The organism is Solibacillus sp. GQ1 (assembly GCF_059758555.1).
Genome location: NZ_JCAXEX010000001.1, coordinates 1,891,824 through 1,914,447, shown reverse-complemented (window position 1 = coordinate 1,914,447; position 22,624 = coordinate 1,891,824). Strand labels below are relative to the sequence as shown.

21 protein-coding genes are annotated in these 22,624 nt (G+C 40.1%); 20 read left to right on the top strand and 1 reads right to left on the bottom strand.

Going from position 1 to position 22,624, the window contains the following annotated elements; all coding sequences use genetic code 11:
* Positions 1-111 precede the first annotated feature (111 nt).
* The 7 genes from accB to AC6CH1_RS09750 all read left to right on the top strand — a co-directional run bounded on the left by accB (position 112) and on the right by AC6CH1_RS09750 (position 8,521).
* Entirely contained in the window at positions 112-615 is a 504-nt protein-coding gene (gene accB / locus AC6CH1_RS09780) for an acetyl-CoA carboxylase biotin carboxyl carrier protein (RefSeq protein WP_251687030.1), read from the top strand.
* Positions 616-630: 15 nt separating this feature from the next.
* On the top strand, positions 631-1,995 hold the full coding sequence (gene accC, locus AC6CH1_RS09775; RefSeq protein WP_251687032.1) for an acetyl-CoA carboxylase biotin carboxylase subunit: 1,365 nt from the start codon (positions 631-633) through the stop codon (positions 1,993-1,995).
* A 256-nt stretch (positions 1,996-2,251) separates the two neighbouring features.
* Positions 2,252-3,787 (top strand): SH3 domain-containing protein, encoded by a 1,536-nt coding sequence (locus tag AC6CH1_RS09770; protein WP_498317328.1) that lies wholly within the window; start codon positions 2,252-2,254, stop codon positions 3,785-3,787.
* A gap of 310 nt (positions 3,788-4,097) precedes the next feature.
* Positions 4,098-5,399, top strand: a complete 1,302-nt coding sequence (locus AC6CH1_RS09765; RefSeq protein WP_079527624.1) for an NCS2 family permease — start codon at positions 4,098-4,100, stop codon at positions 5,397-5,399.
* A 211-nt stretch (positions 5,400-5,610) separates the two neighbouring features.
* The gene (locus tag AC6CH1_RS09760) at positions 5,611-6,378 is read left to right on the top strand and encodes a polysaccharide deacetylase family protein (RefSeq protein ID WP_251687036.1); all 768 of its coding nucleotides are present in this window, start codon (positions 5,611-5,613) and stop codon (positions 6,376-6,378) included.
* Positions 6,378-7,379 carry a M23 family metallopeptidase gene (locus AC6CH1_RS09755; RefSeq protein ID WP_498317326.1) on the top strand — a complete coding sequence of 334 codons (1,002 nt, stop codon included), beginning with the start codon at positions 6,378-6,380 and terminating at the stop codon, positions 7,377-7,379. Before AC6CH1_RS09760 ends, AC6CH1_RS09755 begins: the two co-directional genes overlap by 1 nt.
* 146 nt (positions 7,380-7,525) lie before the next feature.
* Positions 7,526-8,521, top strand: a complete 996-nt coding sequence (locus AC6CH1_RS09750; protein WP_498317324.1) for a VanW family protein — start codon at positions 7,526-7,528, stop codon at positions 8,519-8,521.
* Positions 8,522-8,556: 35 nt separating this feature from the next.
* Here the strand turns inward: AC6CH1_RS09750 and AC6CH1_RS09745 are convergent, their stop codons facing one another.
* Positions 8,557-8,901: a nuclear transport factor 2 family protein gene (locus AC6CH1_RS09745; RefSeq protein ID WP_251687042.1), complete on the bottom strand. Its 345-nt coding sequence runs from the start codon at positions 8,899-8,901 to the stop codon at positions 8,557-8,559.
* Between the two features lie 115 nt (positions 8,902-9,016).
* Here AC6CH1_RS09745 and AC6CH1_RS09740 point away from each other — a divergent pair, with 115 nt between their 5' ends.
* The 13 genes from AC6CH1_RS09740 to AC6CH1_RS09680 all read left to right on the top strand — a co-directional run bounded on the left by AC6CH1_RS09740 (position 9,017) and on the right by AC6CH1_RS09680 (position 22,349).
* Positions 9,017-10,090 (top strand): mechanosensitive ion channel family protein, encoded by a 1,074-nt coding sequence (locus AC6CH1_RS09740; RefSeq protein ID WP_251687044.1) that lies wholly within the window; start codon positions 9,017-9,019, stop codon positions 10,088-10,090.
* A gap of 132 nt (positions 10,091-10,222) precedes the next feature.
* On the top strand, positions 10,223-10,627 hold the full coding sequence (locus AC6CH1_RS09735) for an Asp23/Gls24 family envelope stress response protein (RefSeq protein ID WP_008404246.1): 405 nt from the start codon (positions 10,223-10,225) through the stop codon (positions 10,625-10,627).
* Between the two features lie 173 nt (positions 10,628-10,800).
* Positions 10,801-12,441 carry a glycerol-3-phosphate dehydrogenase/oxidase gene (locus tag AC6CH1_RS09730; RefSeq protein WP_498317322.1) on the top strand — a complete coding sequence of 547 codons (1,641 nt, stop codon included), beginning with the start codon at positions 10,801-10,803 and terminating at the stop codon, positions 12,439-12,441.
* 18 nt (positions 12,442-12,459) lie between these two features.
* Positions 12,460-13,269: an MIP/aquaporin family protein gene (locus AC6CH1_RS09725; RefSeq protein ID WP_079527606.1), complete on the top strand. Its 810-nt coding sequence runs from the start codon at positions 12,460-12,462 to the stop codon at positions 13,267-13,269.
* Positions 13,269-14,759 (top strand): glycerol kinase GlpK, encoded by a 1,491-nt coding sequence (glpK, locus tag AC6CH1_RS09720; protein ID WP_498317320.1) that lies wholly within the window; start codon positions 13,269-13,271, stop codon positions 14,757-14,759. Before AC6CH1_RS09725 ends, glpK begins: the two co-directional genes overlap by 1 nt.
* 110 nt (positions 14,760-14,869) lie before the next feature.
* Positions 14,870-15,136, top strand: a complete 267-nt coding sequence (locus tag AC6CH1_RS09715; RefSeq protein WP_251687050.1) for an aminopeptidase — start codon at positions 14,870-14,872, stop codon at positions 15,134-15,136.
* Between the two features lie 346 nt (positions 15,137-15,482).
* On the top strand, positions 15,483-15,869 hold the full coding sequence (gene nusB, locus AC6CH1_RS09710) for a transcription antitermination factor NusB (protein ID WP_251687052.1): 387 nt from the start codon (positions 15,483-15,485) through the stop codon (positions 15,867-15,869).
* Between the two features lie 142 nt (positions 15,870-16,011).
* Entirely contained in the window at positions 16,012-16,875 is an 864-nt protein-coding gene (gene folD / locus AC6CH1_RS09705) for a bifunctional methylenetetrahydrofolate dehydrogenase/methenyltetrahydrofolate cyclohydrolase FolD (RefSeq protein WP_498317317.1), read from the top strand.
* Positions 16,876-17,068: 193 nt separating this feature from the next.
* Positions 17,069-18,427: an exodeoxyribonuclease VII large subunit gene (xseA, locus tag AC6CH1_RS09700; protein WP_498317315.1), complete on the top strand. Its 1,359-nt coding sequence runs from the start codon at positions 17,069-17,071 to the stop codon at positions 18,425-18,427.
* Complete coding sequence (gene xseB, locus AC6CH1_RS09695; protein WP_008404237.1) at positions 18,424-18,651, top strand: exodeoxyribonuclease VII small subunit; 228 nt, start codon at positions 18,424-18,426, stop codon at positions 18,649-18,651. The genes xseA and xseB overlap by 4 nt, the downstream gene beginning before the upstream one ends.
* 3 nt (positions 18,652-18,654) lie before the next feature.
* Positions 18,655-19,539 carry a polyprenyl synthetase family protein gene (locus tag AC6CH1_RS09690; protein ID WP_498317312.1) on the top strand — a complete coding sequence of 295 codons (885 nt, stop codon included), beginning with the start codon at positions 18,655-18,657 and terminating at the stop codon, positions 19,537-19,539.
* 89 nt (positions 19,540-19,628) lie between these two features.
* Positions 19,629-21,524, top strand: coding sequence for a 1-deoxy-D-xylulose-5-phosphate synthase (gene dxs, locus AC6CH1_RS09685; protein WP_251687060.1), 1,896 nt, complete (start codon positions 19,629-19,631; stop codon positions 21,522-21,524).
* A 6-nt stretch (positions 21,525-21,530) separates the two neighbouring features.
* Positions 21,531-22,349 carry a TlyA family RNA methyltransferase gene (locus tag AC6CH1_RS09680; protein ID WP_251687062.1) on the top strand — a complete coding sequence of 273 codons (819 nt, stop codon included), beginning with the start codon at positions 21,531-21,533 and terminating at the stop codon, positions 22,347-22,349.
* Positions 22,350-22,624: the final 275 nt, after the last annotated feature.

Below are 22,624 nucleotides of genomic sequence, written 5' to 3'. Positions count from 1 at the left end.
CTGCTTTATGCCTATTTTTGAGCTATTTAAAATTATTTGTTTCAAAATAGTCCGAAAAATTATAAAATAGGGTTTGTATTGTTATTACTTTTTTTAAAGGGAGAGTTAAAGATGTTCAAAGTTCAAGAAATCCGAGAAATTATTAAATTAGTAGATGCTTCATCAATCGACGAGTTTGTATATGAAGCGGACGGCGCAAAGGTTAAACTAAAGAAAAACAACGGTGTTACAGAAGTAGCGGCTCCTAAAAAAGTACAAGAAGCAGCACCGGTTGCAGCAGCAGTTGCAGCACCTGCTCCAGTACAAGTGGAAGCGGCACCTGCACCAGCTCCTAAAGCAGAAGCACCAGCAACACCAGTAGAAAACACGGCTGATTTACATAAAATCACGTCTCCAATGGTTGGAACATTCTATCAGTCTCCAAACCCGGAATCACCAGCATATGTAAAAGTAGGCGACAAAGTAGGCGACGAGTCAATCGTATGTATCGTAGAAGCAATGAAATTATTCAACGAAATCGAAGCTGAAATTAAAGGTGAAATCGTAGAAATCTTAGTTCAAGATGGCCAATTAGTAGAATACGGTCAACCATTATTTTTAGTAAAAGCTGAATAAGGAGCGTATATACCAATGAAAAAAGTATTAATCGCAAACCGAGGCGAAATTGCAGTACGTATTATTCGTGCATGTAAAGAGCTAGGTATTCAAACGGTCGCAGTATATTCTGAAGCAGATGCGGATGCATTGCATGTAAAGCTTGCGGATGAAGCATATTGTATCGGACCAAAGTTATCGAAAGATTCGTATTTAAGTTTCCCAGCAGTTTTAGGGGTAGCACAAAAAACAGGTGCTGACGGAATCCACCCAGGTTATGGTTTCTTGGCGGAAAACGCAGCATTTGCTGAAGCTTGTGAAAACGCGGGTATTAAATTTATCGGTCCTTCTTCGGATGCGATTAAAATCATGGGGATTAAAGACGTTGCACGTGACACAATGGAAGCGGCAAACGTTCCGTTAGTTCCTGGTACAGGCATTGTGCCAAGTATCGAAACAGGTAAAGAATGGGCTGCAAAAATCGGTTACCCAGTCATCATTAAAGCAACTGCTGGTGGTGGCGGTAAAGGGATCCGTGTTGCACGCACAGAAGAAGATCTTGTAAAAGGAATCGAAATTACTCAAAAAGAAGCAGCGGCTGCATTCGGCAACCCTGGTGTATATTTAGAGAAATTCATCGAGTATTTCCGTCACTGCGAGATCCAAGTATTAGCGGACAGCCACGGTAATGTTGTACACCTTGGCGAACGTGACTGTACGGTTCAACGCCGTATGCAAAAGCTTGTAGAAGAAGCGCCATCTCCGGCACTATCTGAAGAGCGCCGTGCAGAAATGGGCGAAGCGGCTGTTAAAGCAGCATTAGCTTGTAACTATGAAGGTGCTGGTACTATCGAGTTCATCTACGATTACCAGGAAGATCGCTTCTACTTCATGGAAATGAACACACGTATTCAAGTTGAGCACCCTGTAACAGAAATGATCACAGGTGTTGACTTAGTACAACAACAATTAAAAATCGCTTCTGGTCAAGAACTGCCGTTCAAGCAAGAAGACATCAAAATTAACGGCTGGGCAATTGAATGCCGTATTAACGCCGAAAATGCATACAAAAACTTCATGCCTTCAGCAGGTACTGTAGATACGTATGTAGTACCAGGCGGATATGGTGTGCGTATCGATTCTGCAGTTTATGCAGGTTATACGATCCCACCATACTACGATTCAATGGTCGCAAAATTGATCGTTCATGCTGACACTCGTGAAGAAGCAATCGCGAAAATGAACCGCGCGTTATCGGAATTTGAAGTAGCTGGACCTGGAATTAACACTACAATTCCATTCCACCAAGCTTTAATGAACAACGACGTATTCAAATCAGCGAAATTCAACACGAAGTTCCTGGAAGAGAATGATATTTTAGATGTGAAAGCAAAGGCTTAATCGGCTTTTACTCACGATTTAACCCTCTAATTTTAAATTAGAGGGTTTTTTATATTTTTTTGAAACTATTTTACAGTTTTACCGTCTGTAGGTGGGATAGCTATTAAAAGACTAAGGGAGGAGGCAAAGAGGCAAATAGCTGTTCAGGGATTATAGTAACCGGAATGTTACCCCTATCTGAAAAGTTTGGTATATGTTAACATATATCTGAATCTTTTAATTTTAGAAAATATAAAAGGAAGTGTAATAAGTACATATGAAAAAAATATTCAAACCATTGTTAGGCGCAATTGCCATTGGTGCGATCACTCTATCTATTAATAATGATAACAACGTATTCGCGAAAGATATAGCAACTGCATGTGACTATGATACGGCATCAAATGTAAACCCGGATTACGCCACTACGAACTGCTTATTAACTGAAACAGCACTGAATTATAATGTCCCGCCTGAAATTGTTAAGGCAATAGCGGAAGGTGAAAGTGGAAATTGGCGTCATTTCGATAACAACGGCGAAGCGATTGTAACAGCTGATAATGGAATCGGTTTGATGCAAATTACTAATCAGTCCGAATACGAGGAAGAAAAACTGAAAAGCGACCTTGTCTATAATATTGAATCGGGTGTAAAAATTCTAGATAAAATGTTTGATCGATCGGATTTACCTAAAATCAATGGTGGTGACAGAGACGACCTGGAATCTTGGTACTTCGCGATCATGGCATATAATGGTACGAAGCCAGTAAATAGTCCGATTGAGCAATCAACTGGTGAAAGAAATGCAAACGCCTATCAGGAAAAAATCTTCGGTCTAGTTGAGGAATATGAATTAATCGACTTACAAGACTTGCCTTTTAAAAGCAAAGAGTTCAAATATGACACTAACAGCAGAGATAATATTAAGTTTTTAGAGATGAACTATAACTTTGATTTACCTTTAACAAAATCAAAGTATTCATTTGAAAAAGGTCAAAAAGTAAGTGCTACGACTACTCCAAAAATTAGAACAAGTCCTACTACGAGTGATAAGGATAATGTTAAGGGCACTTTAAATAAAGGCGAAGTAGTTACCATTACCGGTCCATTTGTATACGATGAAATGGCAACGGTAAACCATTTTGTCTGGTATCCGGTGAAAAGAAGTGACGGGTCAGAGGGGTATGTAGCGTCTAGTTATCTAGACTACACAGAATCAACATTGACACCTGAACCGACACCAACTCCTGTAACACCGGTAGACCCTAATCCGGATTACTCGGAGTATTTTAAAAAATATGCTGACTTCAGTAGTGCAGCTGAGGATATGATATGGGCAATCGATAAAGGTCTAATAAAAGGTTACAGTAATGAATGGTATGCAAAAACAAATAAATTCGAAACGCTTCTAAAACCGAACAGTCCTTTAACAGAATATCACTTCCTAACAATTTTCTTCCGTTATGCTGAAAAAGATGCCTTGGCTAATATTAAGAGCACATCATCATGGGGGAAAAGTAAAGTATACAACTTGGCGAAAAAGCATAATCTGCCTGTGTTGGCAAAGGAAGAACCAAAAGACTTAAGAAATTTAGCGAATGAAGGTATCAAACGCGGGAAATTGGCACAATTGATGGCTTCTTACTACTATGGGAAAACAGTAAGCGAAGAAGCAGCGATTCAATTTTTCATTAAGAATGGGCTTACTGTAAAGGCTAATGTTGAAGAATACGGAAGTGACAAACCTTTAACTCGTGCGCAGATTTCATCGTTTATACAGCGATATGACGCATTCCTATCAAAGCAAAAATAATAAATATTGGAAACGGTTGCGTCCTCAGCAACCGTTTTTCTTATTTTATAGCTGTAAAATATCATAATTTGGGTAAAGTATGATAGAAGAAATGAGCAGATTTCAGCAGAAGGATAAAGGGAATTTTTCTCGTTATTTAAAGGAAGAAAAAACTCAAAGAGAGAGCTAAAAGAACAACAAAATAAATTTCTGAAAATAACCAATTTTCCCTATTTAAAAAAATGCTCAGAATGGATTGCATTTTACTATAGAAACGAATATTATATATAAGTTCTTAAAAATTGTTCGTGTTTTGAAAAGAGGATTGCAAATGTTTCAGTTAAAAGAAAATGGGACAACAGTAAAGCGTGAATTATTTGCGGGATTAACAACATTTTTAACAATGGCTTATGTCATCATTGTTAACCCGATTATTTTATCAGGTGCTGGAGTTCCGGTCGATCAAGTATTTATGGCTACAATTATCGCAGCAGTTATCGGAACTGGCTGGATGGCGCTTTGTGCGAACTATCCGATTGCCGTTGCTCCGGGTATGGGATTAAACGCATATTTTACTTATACTGTTGTATTAGCTTCAAATGGAGAGATTACGTATACTACTGCCTTTTCAGCAGTATTTGTTGCAGGTATTATATTTATTATTATTAGTTTAACGCCATTCCGCGAAAAGCTCATTACAGCCATACCGGAAAACCTGAAATTGGCGATTACTGCGGGGATCGGATTATTTATCGCGTTCATCGGGCTGCGTATGTCCGGTATTGTCGTAGCTGATGAATCGAATTTAGTTAAGTTTGGTAATATTTCAGAGCCGGCCCCATTATTGACGTTTATCGGGTTGTTCATTACAGTCGCGTTAATGGCACGTAAAGTGAACGGTGCAATTTTTATCGGGATGATCGTGACTGCAATTATTGCGATGTTCACAGGACAGCTTACAATCGATAAAGTAGTGGCGCTTCCGCATTTACCGGAAGGATTGATCGTATTCAATCCAATAACTGCGATTTCTGAAGTGATTGAATACGGTCTTTACGGTGTGATTTTTTCATTCATTTTAGTTACTTTATTTGATACAACTGGGACGTTAATCGGTGTATCAAAGCAGGCAGGATTATTGAAGGACGGAAAACTTCCGCGTGCACGTAAAGCACTTGTTTCCGATTCACTTGCAACAACTGCTGGTGCGATGTTCGGGACAAGCCCATCAACAGCATATTTGGAATCAGGTTCTGGTGTTGCAGTTGGCGGCCGTACAGGTTTAACTGCATTAACTGTTGCCGTACTGTTCATCATTGCTTCATTTTTCGGACCGCTTGTCGGTTCATTATCAGGTGTTGCTGCTATTACTTCTCCTGCATTAATTATCGTTGGTAGTTTAATGATCGGTGTCGTAAAAAATATGAATTGGGATGAAATTGAAGAATCGTTCCCGGCATTTTTAGTTATTTTATCAATGCCACTTACATCAAGTATTTCTACAGGGATTGCACTCGGTTTTATCAGCTATCCGTTAATTATGCTTGTAAAAGGGCGTGGGCGTGAAGTACATCCTCTCGTATATATTTTTGCCGTTCTGTTTATTTTACAGTTAATCTATTTACCACATTAATAAAAGTGCTGCTTCTTACTGAAGCGGCACTTTTTTTGATTTATGACTTCCTATTATACATAAAAAGGATTATCTAGTTATAAAAGTGGCGCGTCAGGCTCTGTTTTTATTTTAAAAACACAAATGGTTTATTTTCACTTTAAATTGAATACATCTTTTTAGCTTTTCTTTAAATACTAATGCAGAGGAAATCAATTAAGGATGTGATTAAATGCAAAGAAAAAAATGGAAAAGAATTGCTTTTATTTTATTTTTAGTCCTTTTATTTATATTTGCAGCTATGTATGTTTTCAATAGTCTTGGTGAAGCAAAAGGACGGGACTATTATGAAGAAACAGGACAGATTATTTGGGATATTGAAACGGATGAAAAGGTAGTGGCCCTGACATTTGATGATGGGCCGCATCCGAAATATACCGGTCAAATACTCGATTTACTTGAACAATATGAGGCGAAGGGAACGTTTTTTATCGTGGGGCAATTGGCTGAAAAAAGCCCCGAACTCGTTTTGCGGATGCATGAAAGTGGACATGAGATCGCCAATCATACGTACACACATCCTTTTACAAAATCAGTTTCACCCATTATAGAAGAGGTTAATCAAACATCCGATACAATTTTCAGCATAACAGGGGTGAAACCAAATTTATTCCGACCGGTTGAAGGTTATTATACAGATGAACTCGTTAAAGAATCCGTCAAAAATGGCTATAAGATTGTTATGTGGTCATGGCATCAGGATACAGAAGACTGGAAAGATCCAGGTGTAAATAAAATAGTAAATACGGTATTGAACGGTCTTGGAAATGGAAATGTTGTTTTGTTCCATGATGGAGGAGGCAATCGGGAACAGACGGTTCAAGCATTGGAGAAAATTTTGCCTGAACTAAAAAAACAAGGCTACCGATTTATCACAATTTCACAAATGATCCGATTACAAAATGATACGAAACAACATATCGTAGAGGAGGGGAAATGATGAAATACCGTATTGCATTGATGATGTCGGCCATTTTTATCTTAGGATTTATGCCGGTTGCCGATGCTTCTTCTGAAGAGGACACCACCTTGACAAAAGAACAGCTAATGCAAAAAAGGATGGACTACTATATTCAGCATGAAAATATATTATTGCCCTGGTATTATTTAGCTGCCGTCGATCAGTTTGAACGTAATATTCAGGAAGTGCGAAAGGATATACCAAAACGGGAAAGTGTCATTGCTATTCAATTTTCGGATGAATTTTGGTCCGGTATTTTAAATCCGGCGGGCGATGATACATCCCCGGTTTCAATTGCTTATTTTCATGGAAGTGGTATGGATGGAAATGGAGATGGGGTGGCAGACCGATTCGATGATAGGGATGTGTTGTTTACATTAGCAAAATATTTAAGACAGTATGGCTATGGTGAGGATAATTTTAAGTTGGCATTATGGGACTATTATAAAAATGAACTATCAGTGAATCAAATACTTGTTATTGCAAAATTATATGAGAAATTCGGAACAATCAATTTAGATAATCATACATTTCCGCTAGCAACTTATGCCGATTACAGCTATAGAGGGACATGGGGAGCGAATCGCGGATGGGGTGGCCGAAGAATTCATGAAGGAACAGACATTTTTGCTCCGTACAACACACCGGTCTATTCAACGTCATACGGTGTAATTGAAGTGATGGGCTGGAATCAGTTTGGTGGCTGGCGTGTCGGTATTCGTGATAACCATAACTCGTATCATTATTATGCACACCTCGCTTATTTCCAAAAAGGACTCAAAGAAGGCGATATTGTCGAGGCAGGACAAATTATCGGCTATGTTGGAAGCACAGGGTACGGAAAAGAAGGAACAGCTGGAAAATTCCCTCCACATCTCCATTATGGAATTTATAAATTTAATGGTCGTACAGAGTGGGCATTTGATCCATATCCAGCCTTGGCAAGATGGGAAAAAGAAGCAAAGCAAAGAAAACAATAAGGATGGATTCCATTCTCGCTGTCTATAAAAGTGACGGTATCCCATATTCAATATACATGGACGTTTAGTGGCATTGCTTCTGTTAACAGAAGTTGAATTTCTGAATAAGCTATGAGATCTTTGCTTTTATAGATAGGGGAAATAAAATGAAAAAAAACTTCATTTATTTAGTACTAATCGGTCTTTGTTTACTTACAGGGTGTGAAAAAGCGTCGTATTCTGGTGATTCCGTAACCGGTGAAGAACAGCAAATTGAAGCTTCAACTACCGCACCGTTGCCTGAAAGTGAAGCGATTGTCGGAGAATATCCGCTTATCTATCCAGCTGTCATTACATTGATCGATCCGAGAACAATGGAAATCGTGAAGTCGTTCACACCACAATTATTAGGTTACGGTACGGATGGCGAACTGTACAAAGCTAACGTAAAAAAAATAGCGAGAGATTTAGCCAGAGGGACTAAAGAAAGGACCGGCTATGATCAGATAATGGTGCTTCATAAAGTCGGGGAGAACGGGGACGTTATTGTTGAAGGAAATCCAGGTATCGTATTAAAAGAAAGTGAATTGGTCGACAAAATATTAACAGCTTCACCAAAAGGAGATCATATTTTTTTACCGCTGTATATATTGGAAACTGATCTGGATATAGACATACCTTCCTTAGATGATGTGACCGTTGCATCGTTTACGACTTATTTTAATGGGGCACAAAGCGGAAGAAGTGAAAATATCGAGCTTTCCTCAAATGCCATCCATAATATATTAGTTGGGGATGGAGATTATTTTTCCTTTAACACAATGGTTGGAGAGCGAACGATGGAAAAAGGTTATCAACCGGCACCTGAAATTATTAATAAGGAGCTTGTAATGGGGATTGGTGGTGGAATTTGCCAAACGTCCTCTACATTATTTAATGCCGTCGACCAGTTAGGAATTCGCATTACAGAAAGGCATCACCATTCATTGAACATCGGTTATGTCCCGACAGGCAGGGATGCAACGGTTTCTTACGGATCGCTCGATTTCAAGTTTCAAAATACGAGCGGGGCTCCGTTTATAATTAAATCGTATTACAGTAAGGGTGCTCTGACAATCGCTATCACAACATCGCATCAATATAAAGAAATATTTAAAAAGTAATGAAATGCTGCTCTTTACACATAAGGGCGGTTTTTTTATTTTATTGGTGTGCCTTGGTGAAAGAACATCCGCCATGTCCCGTTTTCATTGCGCCAAAGGGAACTCCGGTTTTGACTGTTGCCATTCGTGCGATTTGTAGTAACGAATCGGGTTTGCACAAGCTGCTCTGCAATGGGAATTGCCTGGAAATTCGTAACTGTAAATAAACATTCTTCAATACCTTGATCTGTTAATTCATTCAGTAGGAAAGGTTTCTCCATAATGCCTCCGGATGATCCGTATTCTATAAAATCCTCACTCAAAAGGCTGATAAAGTCCTCCTTTTTGTAATACATAAGTTGTTGTTCTAAAAGCAGAAATTGTTTGTTAAGTTCAGTCATAAATAACCCTCCATTCGAATTGACTATCAGTGGAACGATTTTCGATGTAAATCGTTTCTTTACATGGTATGATTTTGTCTTGTAGTTGTAAAGAAGGTTTAAGAAGGTGATTGTTATGTGGGAATCGATAAAATGGTTAATTCCGTCTGTTACCGCACCGACTGTAGCAGATGGTCTGGCGGCTGCTGCAATAATTGTCGTTGGTTTACTCGGCATTCGATTCATGATCCGGCCGCTGCTATTCAAAATCGCGGATTTGTTCAATAAAAAAAATCATCCGGTTTTGGGTGACATTACTAAAAGTGTATATCCATCAATACGTAATGCCATTATTTTCAGCCTGATTGTGATGGCCGCATCCCTATTAGTGGAAGTATGGCTATTTGATAATGCGAAACTCGGTATTTATATCGATTCAGTGTATGTATTTTTTGCGTTTAAAGCGCTGTATGATGTACTCGGTTTTTATTTAAAAAATCCGCACCGGTTTGAAACAGGGAAAGATCAGGATATTTTAACACCGTTTTTTTTAAGGATGAGTAAAGTTGCGGTTATGGTAATTGCCATGTTTACAATTGCGTCACTGTGGAACTTTAATTTAAACGGGTTTTTAACTGCGATTGGATTAACTGGTGTTGCGCTTGCATTTGGTATTCGTGACACGCTCGCACATATATTCGGCGGGATGAGTGTTGCCTTGGATAAACCATTCCAGATCGGGGATTGGGTTATGTCGAGTGACGAAAAAATCGACGGGACGATACAGGATATTAATTTGCGCAGTACGGTCATTCAAACATCCGATAAAGGGACTGTTTATGTACCAAACTCGTATTTGGTCAATCGACCGATTTACAATTTGTCGAACCGGACAGAAAGAAAAGTGGAGCATTTCCTGCATATTTCTAATGAAAATAATGAGGGAAGTATTGTGAAGTTTATGGAATCGGTACGTGAGCAAATTTCATTACATCCCAAAATCTCGAAAAAAATCATTCATGTGGCGATGGATGAGCTGATGCCGACAAGTTGTCGTATTCTCATCCGATACTTTGTCGAGACGAATGATACCGGTATTATGCTGCAAGTGCGTCAGGAAATATTATTTGTAGCAAAACATTACTGTGAAGTGTATGACATTAAATTAGTTGATCCGAATGACGGACAGTATGCATGGAATAATGGATAACCAGTGCCAAATTTAGAAAATGTGGCGTAACGATTCTACATCCAGTCTATAATTGTAGTATACTGAACATAAGGATTTAAAGTAACAAGCGTTAGAAATCCATTAGTTTACATAAGAGAGGATGTATCGCAAATGGCTGAGAAACAACAAGTAGCATTCGTACAACCAACACCGGTTGGTAAAGAAGAATTAGGGAAGATTGAAGTCGCGCCAGAAGTAATTGAAGTTATCGCAGGTATCGCTGCAACAGAAGTGGAAGGAATCGCAGCAACACGCGGAAATTTCGCATCAGGTGTTGCCGAGCGTTTCGGTAAAAAAGTCCATTCGAAAGGCATCAAGTCAGCGATGTCTGAAGAAGGCAATATTGTCATTGATGTATTCTGCACTGTAAAATATGGTTATGCCATTCCTAAAGTGGCGAAAGAAGTGCAAACAACGATTCGACAAGCCATTTTAAATATGACAGCCATCGAAACAAGCGAAGTGAACATCCACATTACAGGGATCCAGTTCGAAACTTCAAAAGACGCAGAATAATCGTATAAACATGAACCGAGCTCAATTAAATTGAGGCTCGGTTTTTTTTCGTCTCCTAAAGAGCTAAGGCTTTAATTTAAAATGTTTTTTCATATTTTTGTGAATTTTAGGATATGAACAAGGTGAAAATAGGGTATAGATTTAAAGCTTCATTTGGTAAGGAGGAAAACGGTATGGGAAACTTTTCTGCAAATGCAAGAGAGCGACTGAAAAAAACATTTATAGAAGACACCTTTGATCTATTTGTTATTGGTGGGGGTATTACAGGTGCAGGGATTGCACTTGATGCAGCAACACGAGGGCTGAAAGTAGGGTTGGCAGAAATGCAGGACTTTGCGGAAGGAACGAGTAGCCGATCGACAAAACTTGTGCACGGCGGCCTGCGATACTTAAAACAATTCGAAATAAAAGAGGTTGCCGAGCTTGGTCGAGAGCGGGCAATTGTTTATGAAAACGGACCACATGTAACAACACCTGTATGGATGTTGCTTCCCTTCCATAAAGGAGGGACATTTGGTTCGTTTTCGACAGCGCTTGGATTGAAAGTATACGACATTTTAGCGAATGTCAAAAAGGATGAACGACGTTTTATGCTTTCTGCAGATGAAACGATTGCCCGTGAACCACTTATTAAAAAGGACGGTCTACTCGGTGGCGGCGTTTATGTCGAATATCGTACAGACGATGCGCGACTGACAATTGAAGTAATGAAGGCAGCTGTTGCCAACGGGGCAATCGCAATGAATCACTTGAAAGTTGTCGGTATTGAAGCAAATAACGTGGCCTTTTCTAAAGTGACAGTGGAAGATCAACTCACTGGCGAACAATATGAAATTCGAGCAAAGAAAGTCGTCAATGCGGCAGGTCCATGGGTTGATGATGTACGAAAATTAGATGGAGAACTTAATAATAAACATCTTATTTTATCAAAAGGTGTGCATCTCGTTTTCGACGAGGATGATTTCCCGCTGCAGCAGGCGATCTATTTTGATACCGAAAAAGATGGACGTATGATTTTTGCGATTCCGCGAGATGGCAAAGCTTATGTAGGAACAACAGATACATTTTATGAAGGGGATCCTGCAGACCTAAAAGTAACAAAAGAGGATCGACAATATATTATGGATGCGATTCATTATATGTTCCCTCAACTGCAGCTGACAGAAGATAAAATCGAATCGGCATGGGCAGGGGTAAGACCGCTTATCCACGAAGAAGGTAAGGGACCGTCGGAAATTTCACGTAAAGATGAAATTTGGCAATCGGAAAGTGGACTGATAACGATTGCAGGAGGAAAGCTGACAGGCTATCGTAAAATGGCGGAAAAAATTGTCGATCTTGTCGTAAAACAATTAAACGACGAATATCAGATGGTATACGGCAAATCCATTACAAAAAATCTTCCTATTTCGGGCGGGGAAACGAGCGGCTCGAAATTTTTTGAATCGTTTGTTGAAAAACGGACGGAGAAAGGTCAGGACCTTGGGTTAACGGAAGAGAAGAGCCGTTATTTAGCAAAATTCTACGGTACTAATGTTGACAAAGTATTCGATTATATTAAACAGGCAAAAGGGAACTTACCGCCGATCGTTTACGGTCAGCTGTACTATGCGATAAACGAGGAAAGTGCATGTACTCCGTCCGACTTTTTCATACGTCGTACCGGTGCACTACTATTTAATATACACCTAGTGAAACAATATAAACAGCTTGTTATTGATGAAATGAGCGACTACCTAAACTGGACAGCAGAAGAAAAGCAGCAGCATACAGACCAACTAGAACAGGAACTATTAGACGTAACAATGAATTAGTGAAAAGAGGCGAAGGGAATGTCAACATTTTTAGCAGAATTAGTAGGAACGATGATCTTAATTATTTTAGGAGGCGGGGTTGTTGCTGGTTCCTTGCTGAAATTTTCCAAAGCGGAAAATAGCGGCTGGGTCGTAATTACGATCGCCTGGGGTTTTGCCGTGGCAATCGCGGCATATACTGTAGGCGGAATAAGTGGTGCCCACTTAAACCCTGCATTGACAATAGCATTTGCAACAATTGGTGACTTCCCATGGGCGGATGTTCCGATGTATATTATTGCACAAATATTAGGAGCCATTATCGGCGCAATTATCGTATATATTGCCTATTTGCCACACTGGTCACAAACGAAAGATCAAGATGCAAAATTAGCCGTTTTTGCTACAATTCCTGCCATTCGTCATCCTTTGGCAAACATGGTAACAGAAATGATAGGGACTTTTATATTATTATTAGGAATTTTGGCATTAGGTGGTAATTCATTGGCGGATGGTATTAATCCGTTGCTTGTTGGTATTATTGTGATCGCCATAGGTATGAGTTTAGGCGGACCTACAGGCTATGCTATCAACCCTGCCCGTGATTTAGGACCCCGCATCGCGCATTTCTTCTTACCGATACCAGGTAAGCGAGATTCGGACTGGTCTTATGCCTTTGTGCCAATTGTCGGGCCGATTATAGGTGGCGTTACAGGCGCACTGTTTTACAAACAATTCTTTTTAAATGAAAATTCAGTGGCATTTTGGTTGTTTACAACATTATTTGTTGTCATTTGTGTCATTGCATTTATCACACAATCTAAATCCGCTAAAAAGGAGATCGTATAATGGACAAGTATATTATGGCGTTAGATCAGGGTACGACGAGTTCACGTGCCATTTTATTCAATAAAAAAGGGGATATCGTTCATACAGCACAACAGGAATTTAAACAATATTTCCCGAAATCGGGTTGGGTTGAGCATAATGCAAAGGAAATTTGGAGTTCGATTTTATCGGTAATCGCGAAAGTATTATCGGAAAATAATATTCAGGCGTCACAAATCGAAGGAGTCGGGATTACAAACCAGCGCGAAACGACTGTTGTGTGGGATAAAAATACGGGTGAACCGGTATATAATGCCATCGTATGGCAATCACGCCAAACTGCGGAAATTTGTGATTCTTTAAAGGAAGCAGGGCATAATGAGCTGTTCCGTAATAAAACCGGTTTGCTCATCGATGCTTATTTTTCTGGCACGAAAGTAAAATGGATACTGGACAATGTAAAAGGAACACGAGAAAAAGCGGAAGCGGGTGACCTTTTATTCGGAACAATTGATACATGGATTATTTGGAAGCTTACAGAAGGAGCTGTTCATGTGACAGACTACTCGAATGCTTCGCGAACATTAATGTATAATATTTACGAATTAAAGTGGGATGAGGAATTGCTGAACATTTTAGGTGTTCCTGCATCAATGCTTCCGGAAGTAAAACCGTCCTCAGAAATATACGGGGAAATTGCGGGTAATCACTTCTTTGGTCACCGTGTACCAATCGCGGGTATCGCCGGAGACCAGCAGGCAGCATTATTCGGTCAAGCTTGCTATGAACAAGGAATGGTAAAAAATACTTACGGTACCGGTTGTTTCATGCTGATGAATACAGGTGAGGAAGCGGTAAAATCGGAGCACGGCCTACTTACAACTATCGCGTGGGGCTATGACGGAAAAGTGACATATGCACTTGAAGGAAGTATCTTTGTAGCAGGTTCTGCAATTCAGTGGCTTCGTGACGGGCTTCGTATGTTCCGGAAATCTTCTGAAAGTGAAGCGTATGCAGCACGTGTAAAAGATACGGATGGTGTGTATGTTGTACCGGCATTTGTCGGATTGGGAACACCGTATTGGGATAGTGAAGTGCGCGGTGCAGTATTCGGTTTAACACGCGGCACATCGAAGGAACATTTTATCCGTGCGACATTGGAGTCACTTGCCTATCAAACCCGCGATGTATTGTCAGCGATGGAATCAGATTCAGGCATCGAATTAATGAAATTACGCGTTGACGGTGGTGCTGTTATGAACGACTTTTTAATGCAATTCCAGTCGGATATTTTAAACGTGCCTGTTGAACGTCCTTCAATCAATGAAACAACGGCACTTGGCGCAGCCTATTTAGCAGGTTTGGCTGTCGAGTTCTGGGAGAATCTCGACGAAGTGCAACATCATTGGCAACTTAATCGCCAATTCGAGCCGGAAATGGATGAAGAGCAGCGCGAAACATTATTTACAGGATGGCACAAAGCTGTTAAAGCCGCACAGGCGTTTAAGTGATAAAATTTACTAGAAAATAATTGACCTTCAAATCGATCGGCAGCAGCTTCCTATTCTCTATTGGAATTATGCTATAATAGGTCATTATCTAGTTGAGGAGTTAAAATGATATGAGCAAAGATTATATTCGTATAGCAAATGAAGAAGATTTAAATTTGATTAACGCTTACTTTAAGCAAGCCTTGGCACATTATGAAGAAGTAGGAGAGCTGATGGCGATGCAGGACATCCGTTATTTCCTGGAAAATATGGAGCACTTTCAGTTTTACGTAATAAAAGAAACGGCTGAACAAATTACGTACCTATTTGAATTCCCGGAATCAGGAAACGATAAGCGCGAAACAGGCACGCTGACGATTCCGTTACAGAATAATTAATATCACCTTATAATATAAGATGCCTTCAGTAAGTTTTATAACGAGTTGATTGGAATGGAGGGGAGGCGACTCCAGCAGGAATAGCGTGACGCCTGCGGAAAGCGTCCGACCCGCAATGGAAATCAACTACCTAATATAAAAACCAGGTATTTTATTAACGAAAATAATATAGACGACATGTTGATTTATCTCAAACATGTCGTTTTTTTATCGCAAATTTCACCATTTTAAGGAAGAATACAAAAATCTCTTTTTGCAGCCAAAAATTTTCTGTCAAACTGTGCGATGCCTTGCAAAATATGCTATGATAACAAGTAATGCTACTTATGAAGGAGAGCTATTATTTATGAAACGAACAGAGGCGCGTCAAAAAGCGTTACAAGCTTTGTTTCAGTTAGACAGCACAGAATTAACAATAGAAGAGGCGATTGGCCATGTTCTTGAAGAAGAACAAAAATCAAATGCCTTTTTGGAGCAATTAGTTCGTGGGACAACTGAAAATCTCGAAGCAATTGATGCAGCGCTAGAAAAAAACCTAGAAAAATGGACGATTAACCGTCTGCCAAAAATTGAAAGAACAATTTTACGTTTAGCTGTATATGAATTATTATACGCAGAAGAAACGCCAAACAAAGTTATTATGAACGAAGCAATCGAGCTTTCCAAAACATTCGGTGACGAGAAATCTAGCAAGTTCGTCAATGGTGTACTTTCGAAATTTACTGAGCAATAAATCAACAAATGTATTCAATTCTATAAAGATTAATATATCAAGATTTAACTGGTAGGTTGTCAGAACAAGCGTCAGTGTTTATTGAAAATACAAGCAGCAGGCAGCCTTTCCGATTGTCGTAATCACTGGAAGGAGCAACAACATGTCAAGCGTAATTATTAATGGTAAAGAAATCGGTCAAGAAATTCGAACAGGGGTCGCTACTCGTGTAAAGGCGCTAAAAGAAAAAGGGATCACACCCGGTTTAGCTGTCATTTTAGTAGGAGACAATCCCGCATCCAAAACATACGTAGCCAACAAGCAAAAGTCTTGTGAGCAGATTGGGATGTATTCGGAACTTGTCAAACTCCCTGAAGATATTTCAGAACAGGCTTTACTTGAAAAAATTCGTGAATTAAACGAACGTGCTTCAATTCACGGTATTCTCGTTCAGCTTCCATTACCGAAACATATCAACGAGGATAAAGTAATCCAAACGATCTCTCCGGAGAAAGACGTGGATGGATTCTCACCGATTAGTGTAGGGAAAATGATGCTTGGACAGGATACATACTTGCCATGTACTCCTTATGGGGTTATGAAAATGCTCGAATATGCGGGAATAGATGTTGCAGGAAAGCATGCAGTCATCGTTGGACGCAGCCATATTGTCGGGAAACCGATGGGACAACTACTGCTGCAAAAAGACGCAACAGTAACGTATACACATTCTAAAACACCGGATTTACCGTCCTTTACGAAACAGGCAGATATTTTAATCGCTGCTGTCGGTCGTGCGAACTTTATTACAAGTGAGCATATTAAAGAAGGTGCAGTTGTTATCGATGTAGGGATTAACCGAAATGAAGACAACCGTTTATGCGGTGATGTTGATTTTGACGATGTTCTAGGAATTGCTTCACATATTACACCCGTTCCAGGCGGTGTCGGTCCAATGACGATTACGATGTTACTGGAAAACACAGTACAAGCAGCTGAAAAAGAGTTAGAACGTCAAGAGAATTAATCTAACTTCAAAAATCACGATTTTGATGTAGATCAAAATCGTGATTTTTAGCTTATAGGGTACAATAAGGAATACTTAAGGATAAATATTTCGCTTATTTTTCCTCTTTATTTAATGATGAACCGGCAATTCTGCCGTTGCATCAAAAATCACTTATACGAAAAAAGAACTACCGTAAAGGAGCAATACGTTTATGACATCGAATTCTTATTTATCCGTAAAAGCATTAACTAAATATATTAAACGAAAATTTGATGCCGATCCGCATTTACGTGATGTGTACGTAACGGGAGAGCTTTCAAATGTAAAAGTACATAGTTCAGGTCATATTTATTTTACGCTGAAAGATGACAGTTCACGTATTAACGCAACGATGTTCCGTTCACAGGCTTCGAAACTTTCCTTTAAGCCTGAAGAAGGAATGAAAGTTTTTATACGGGGCGATGTGAATGTCTATGAAGCAAGCGGCGCGTATCAGCTTTATGCACAGACGATGGAGCCGGACGGGATTGGCGGATTATTCGTCGCTTTTAATCAATTGAAAGAACGTCTTCAAAAAGAAGGTCTATTCAACCCGAATTTCAAGCAGCCGATTCCGCAATTTCCGAAAACGATCGGTGTTTTAACGGCGACGACCGGTGCTGCCATTCGCGATATATGCACAACGATTAACCGCCGATATCCGCAGGCTGAAATTTTAATCTATCCGACGCTCGTACAAGGTGCAGGTGCGGCTCCAAACATTACAGAGAATATTTATTTAGCGAACCGCCATGGATTGTGTGATGTACTTATTGTTGGTCGTGGTGGCGGATCAATTGAAGATTTATGGGCATTCAATGAAGAGATCGTCGCACGGGCTATTTTTGAAAGTCAAATTCCGGTTATTAGTGCTGTCGGACATGAAACCGATACGACGATTGCAGATTTTGTCGCGGATTTGCGTGCACCGACACCAACTGCTGCGGCAGAACTGGCTGTCCCGAATCAGCAGCAGCTGTATCAGCAAATACTTCATCATCAGTCGATACTTCATCAAATGATGACGTCAAAGCTCAATTTTGAACGCAATCGCTTAACGAAACTGCAAAATTCCTATCCGCTTGCAACACCTGAGCGATTGTATCGTCCTTTTATTGAAAGGTTAATTCAGGTGGACTTATCACTGCAAAATGCAACGAAGCTTTATATGATGAATGAAAAATCAAAATTGCAGACAATAGACAGTAAGATGAAGCTGTATTCGCCGGTACATCAGTTAACTGCAGCCAAACAGCAGCTTACACACCGTACGCAAACATTAACGAATCGAATGCAGCAACAGCTTGCACAAAATAAAGTCGCTTTTACAAATCAGCTGCGTATGCTGGAGGCGTTAAATCCGCTCGCATTAATGAGCAAAGGCTTCAGCGTGGCATATAAAGAGGAAAACGTAGTAAAATCAGTTCACGAGCTGGAAAAAGGCGACGTGATTCAAGTGACGTTTCAGGATGGATATGCCGAAGCGAAAATTGAGAAAAAGCATGTGCAAAAGGAAGGGGAAGCAAAGTGACAAAACCGACATTTGCGACAGCAATGACAGAATTAGAAGAAGTTGTACGTAAACTTGAACAAGGAGATGTTCCACTGGAAGAAGCCATAGACCTTTACAAAAAAGGCATGGAACTATCAAAACTTTGTCATGATACACTGCAAAACGCAGAACAACAATTAATTTCAATCGTTGGAGAAGATGGTGAAAAGAAAGCTTTCCAACAAGGAAATGGAGAAGACTAACAGATGGAAAACACGTTAAAGCAGTTTATTGATCATAATATACCGCAGCTGGAAACGACAATGTATAAACTTGTTGAATCAATACAAGCACCGGCACATTTAAAAGAATCGATGCTGTATTCATTAAAAGCAGGAGGCAAACGAATTCGTCCGTTATTTGTTGTGGCGGTTTGCGAAATGTACAATCAGTCTCTTGAGGCAAGTTATTCTGTAGGCTCTGCTGTTGAAATGATCCATACGTATTCGTTAATCCATGATGACCTGCCAAGTATGGATGATGATGAATTACGCCGAGGCAAGCCAACGAATCATGTTGTTTATGGGGAAGCATTGGCAACTTTGGCTGGTGATGCATTAAACACATTGGCATTTGGTGTCATCGCACGTCTAAATAATCTTTCTGCAGAAAAACGCATTGAGCTTGTTAACCTGTTAAGTATTGCGGCAGGTGCTGAAGGTATGGTCGGCGGACAAGTGCTTGATATGGACGGAGAAAAACATCTATTAAATTTACAGGAGCTTGAAACGGTTCATGTAAATAAAACAGGCGCATTACTTCGTTTTAGTATTGAAGCAGGTGCCGTGCTGGCAAATGCAAGTAGTTCTGATCGTGAAGCATTAGTGGAATATGCGCACCATATCGGTTTAGCCTTCCAAATACAAGATGATATTTTAGATATTGAGGGAACTTCGGAACAGCTAGGGAAAACAGCAGGAAAAGACGTTGCAAGCGAAAAAAGTACATACCCTGCTTTACTTACATTAGACGGTGCAAAGCAAAAGCTGGATGAGCATTATGAGCTGGCGATTGAAGCATTGCAAAAAATCGACACTGATACGATATTGCTTCGACAATTTGCACAGTATATTGTGAGACGTAGTAACTAAAATGTGTTAAACTTTTGTCTTGTGTTGTACATTGATATAATAGAAAAATCACAACGGTGAATAAACTGATGAAAAGGTGTGTGGATGAGATGGATTTAACGAAAATTTCTAGTCCATCCTTTTTGAAAGACTTGAATAAAAAGCAACTAGAAGCGCTGGCTGTAGAAATTCGCGCTTTTCTGATCGAAAAATGTTCAATTACGGGTGGTCATATTGGCCCGAATTTAGGTGTCGTTGAGCTGACGATTGCACTGCATAAAGCTTTTAACAGTCCAAAGGATAAATTTTTATGGGATGTCGGGCATCAAGCATATGTCCACAAAATTTTAACAGGCCGGGCAAGTCAATTTGACACATTGCGTCAATTTAAAGGACTATGCGGTTTCCCGAAGCTTGTCGAAAGTGAACACGATATGTGGGAAACAGGGCATAGTTCCACATCTTTATCTGCAGCGATGGGTATGGCTGCGGCGAGAGATATTAAAGGGGACAAAAACTTTGTTGTTCCGATTATCGGTGATGGTGCACTGACAGGCGGTATGGCACTGGAAGCATTGAACCATATTGGTCATGAAAAAACGAATATGATCGTTATTTTAAATGATAACGAAATGTCGATTGCACCGAACGTTGGGGCATTGCATGACGTTTTAGGACGTCTGCGTACGGCAAAGGAATATTCACGTGCAAAAGAAGATTTGGAATCATTAATTCACAAAATTCCAATGGTTGGCGACAAGCTGGCCGCTACTGCAGAACGTGTGAAAGACAGCCTAAAGTATTTAGTTGTATCAGGTGTATTCTTTGAGGAATTAGGATTCAAATATTTAGGTCCGATTGATGGGCATGATTTTGAGGCACTGGAAAAAACATTGGAATATGCGAAAAAAGTACAAGGTCCTGTACTTGTCCATGTGTTGACGAAAAAAGGTAAAGGCTACAAACCTGCCGAAGACGATACAATCGGTACTTGGCATGGTACGGGTCCATATAAAATGGAAACAGGTGCTTTCGTAAAATCTTCAACAAAAGGTCCAGCGTGGAGCAGCTTAGTCGCAGAATCGGTTCGTAAATGCATGAAGGAAGATAACCGGATTGTTACGATTACACCGGCAATGCCTGTCGGTTCAAAACTTGAAGGCATTCAAAAAGACTTCCCGAATCGCTTCTTTGATGTAGGGATTGCCGAACAGCATGCAACAACAATGGCGGCAGGTCTTGCAACACAGCAAATGAAACCGTTTTTATCAATTTATTCGACGTTTTTACAGCGTGCGTATGACCAGGTGCTGCATGATATTGCACGCCCGAATTTAAATGTTTTCATCGGTATTGACCGTGCAGGCCTTGTTGGCGCGGACGGCGAAACACATCAAGGCGTATTTGATGTTTCGTTTTTACGTCATATCCCGAATATCGTCCTGATGATGCCTAAAGATGAAAATGAAGGTCAGCATATGGTGAAAACTGCAATTGATTATAATGATGGTCCAATCGCGCTTCGTTACCCTCGCGGCAATGGCTTAGGTGTTGAAATGGATGCGGAAATGAAAGCACTGCCGATCGGTTCATGGGAAGTGTTACGTGAAGGCTCAGATGCAGTTATTCTGACATTCGGTACAACGATTCCAATGGCATTGAAGGCAGCGGAACAGCTGGCATACCAAGGTATTGATGTACGTGTTGTTAATGCACGTTTCATTAAACCGATGGATGAAGTAATGCTGCATGAAATTATGCAGGAAAACTTGCCGATTTTAACAATTGAAGAATCATTGCTACAAGGTGGATTTGGTAGTGCAGTGGTGGAATTTGCAATTGATAAAAAATACCGCAATGTTCAAATTGAACGTATCGGGATTCCGGATGAATTTATCGAGCATGGTGAAGTTGATTTATTATTGGAAGAAATAAACGTGACAGCTGAAGAAGCGGTAAAACGTATTACACAGCTAGTACCGAATAAACAGTCGGATAGGGTTTAATAAAGAATGACAAAGCAAAAAAAAGAACGAGTAGATGTAATGCTTGTTGAACGCGGGTTATGTGAGACGCGTGAAAAGGCAAAGCGCTCGATTATGGCTGGTCTCGTGTTCTCAAACGAAATCCGCATTGATAAAGCAGGGGAAAAGATCGAAATCGATGCACCGCTGCAAGTAAAAGGTTCACAGTTAAAATATGTGTCACGAGGCGGATTGAAGCTGGAAAAGGCACTTGAAATTTTTGATCTATCTGTAGAAGGTAAGCTAATGCTTGATATCGGCTCTTCAACAGGCGGATTTACGGATTGTGCACTACAAAACGGTGCGCGTCACTGCTATGCACTGGATGTTGGATCAAACCAGCTTGCATGGAAAATCCGTTCAGATGAGCGTGTAACGGTTATGGAAAAAACAAATTTCCGTTACACAAAGCCGGAAGATTTAGTAGAAGGCTTACCAAGTTTCGCGACAATCGATGTTTCATTCATTTCGCTATCGTTGATTCTACCTGTATTAAAAACGGTTTTAGTGCAAGGTGGCGATGTTATGGCACTTGTAAAGCCGCAATTCGAAGCAGGTCGTGAAAATGTAGGGAAAAAAGGTATTGTACGGGAGCCGAAAGTCCATCTAGCTGTTTTGGAAGAAACAGCAAAAATGGCAACGGAAATCGGATTTGTCGTAAAGGATGCTTCGTTTTCACCAATAACGGGCGGGGAAGGGAATATTGAATTTTTATTCCACTTATATAATTCGCATGACGGTGAGGAAGTTGAAGCCTTCACAAACTTCGAACAAGTCGTAAAAGAAGCGCATATGCAGCTGAAATAATGGAAAGCACAAAACAGATTCTTATGGATTTGTTTTGTGCTTTTTTGTATTAAATCTATAGGTAGTACAAATGTTGGGCATTAACGGAAATTGATTGGAATGAAGGGTGGCAGACTCCAGCGGGAAAAGCGCGAGGGAGAGACTAGAGGCTCGAGCCGCGCCCGCGGAAAGCGTCCGCCCGAAATGGAAATCAATGGACCATGAAGAAGTCGTAATAAAAGTGTCTGTTTAAATAAAAAAGAATAATTTTTATGCGAAATTTGTAGCTGATTACT

Excerpts from the sequence above, each read along its gene's own strand:
- AC6CH1_RS09750 (WP_498317324.1), top strand. The coding sequence starts at position 7,526 with ATGAAAAAAAACTTCATTTATTTAGTACTAATCGGTCTTTGTTTACTT.
- xseA (WP_498317315.1), top strand. The coding sequence starts at position 17,069 with ATGACATCGAATTCTTATTTATCCGTAAAAGCATTAACTAAATATATT.
- AC6CH1_RS09730 (WP_498317322.1), top strand. The coding sequence starts at position 10,801 with ATGGGAAACTTTTCTGCAAATGCAAGAGAGCGACTGAAAAAAACATTT.
- AC6CH1_RS09680 (WP_251687062.1), top strand. The coding sequence starts at position 21,531 with ATGACAAAGCAAAAAAAAGAACGAGTAGATGTAATGCTTGTTGAACGC.
- AC6CH1_RS09740 (WP_251687044.1), top strand. The coding sequence starts at position 9,017 with ATGTGGGAATCGATAAAATGGTTAATTCCGTCTGTTACCGCACCGACT.
- AC6CH1_RS09735 (WP_008404246.1), top strand. The coding sequence starts at position 10,223 with ATGGCTGAGAAACAACAAGTAGCATTCGTACAACCAACACCGGTTGGT.
- AC6CH1_RS09760 (WP_251687036.1), top strand. The coding sequence starts at position 5,611 with ATGCAAAGAAAAAAATGGAAAAGAATTGCTTTTATTTTATTTTTAGTC.
- AC6CH1_RS09725 (WP_079527606.1), top strand. The coding sequence starts at position 12,460 with ATGTCAACATTTTTAGCAGAATTAGTAGGAACGATGATCTTAATTATT.
- AC6CH1_RS09770 (WP_498317328.1), top strand. The coding sequence starts at position 2,252 with ATGAAAAAAATATTCAAACCATTGTTAGGCGCAATTGCCATTGGTGCG.
- AC6CH1_RS09690 (WP_498317312.1), top strand. The coding sequence starts at position 18,655 with ATGGAAAACACGTTAAAGCAGTTTATTGATCATAATATACCGCAGCTG.
- accC (WP_251687032.1), top strand. The coding sequence starts at position 631 with ATGAAAAAAGTATTAATCGCAAACCGAGGCGAAATTGCAGTACGTATT.
- nusB (WP_251687052.1), top strand. The coding sequence starts at position 15,483 with ATGAAACGAACAGAGGCGCGTCAAAAAGCGTTACAAGCTTTGTTTCAG.
- AC6CH1_RS09765 (WP_079527624.1), top strand. The coding sequence starts at position 4,098 with ATGTTTCAGTTAAAAGAAAATGGGACAACAGTAAAGCGTGAATTATTT.
- accB (WP_251687030.1), top strand. The coding sequence starts at position 112 with ATGTTCAAAGTTCAAGAAATCCGAGAAATTATTAAATTAGTAGATGCT.
- glpK (WP_498317320.1), top strand. The coding sequence starts at position 13,269 with ATGGACAAGTATATTATGGCGTTAGATCAGGGTACGACGAGTTCACGT.
- dxs (WP_251687060.1), top strand. The coding sequence starts at position 19,629 with ATGGATTTAACGAAAATTTCTAGTCCATCCTTTTTGAAAGACTTGAAT.
- AC6CH1_RS09745 (WP_251687042.1), bottom strand. The coding sequence starts at position 8,901 with ATGACTGAACTTAACAAACAATTTCTGCTTTTAGAACAACAACTTATG.
- folD (WP_498317317.1), top strand. The coding sequence starts at position 16,012 with ATGTCAAGCGTAATTATTAATGGTAAAGAAATCGGTCAAGAAATTCGA.
- AC6CH1_RS09715 (WP_251687050.1), top strand. The coding sequence starts at position 14,870 with ATGAGCAAAGATTATATTCGTATAGCAAATGAAGAAGATTTAAATTTG.
- AC6CH1_RS09755 (WP_498317326.1), top strand. The coding sequence starts at position 6,378 with ATGAAATACCGTATTGCATTGATGATGTCGGCCATTTTTATCTTAGGA.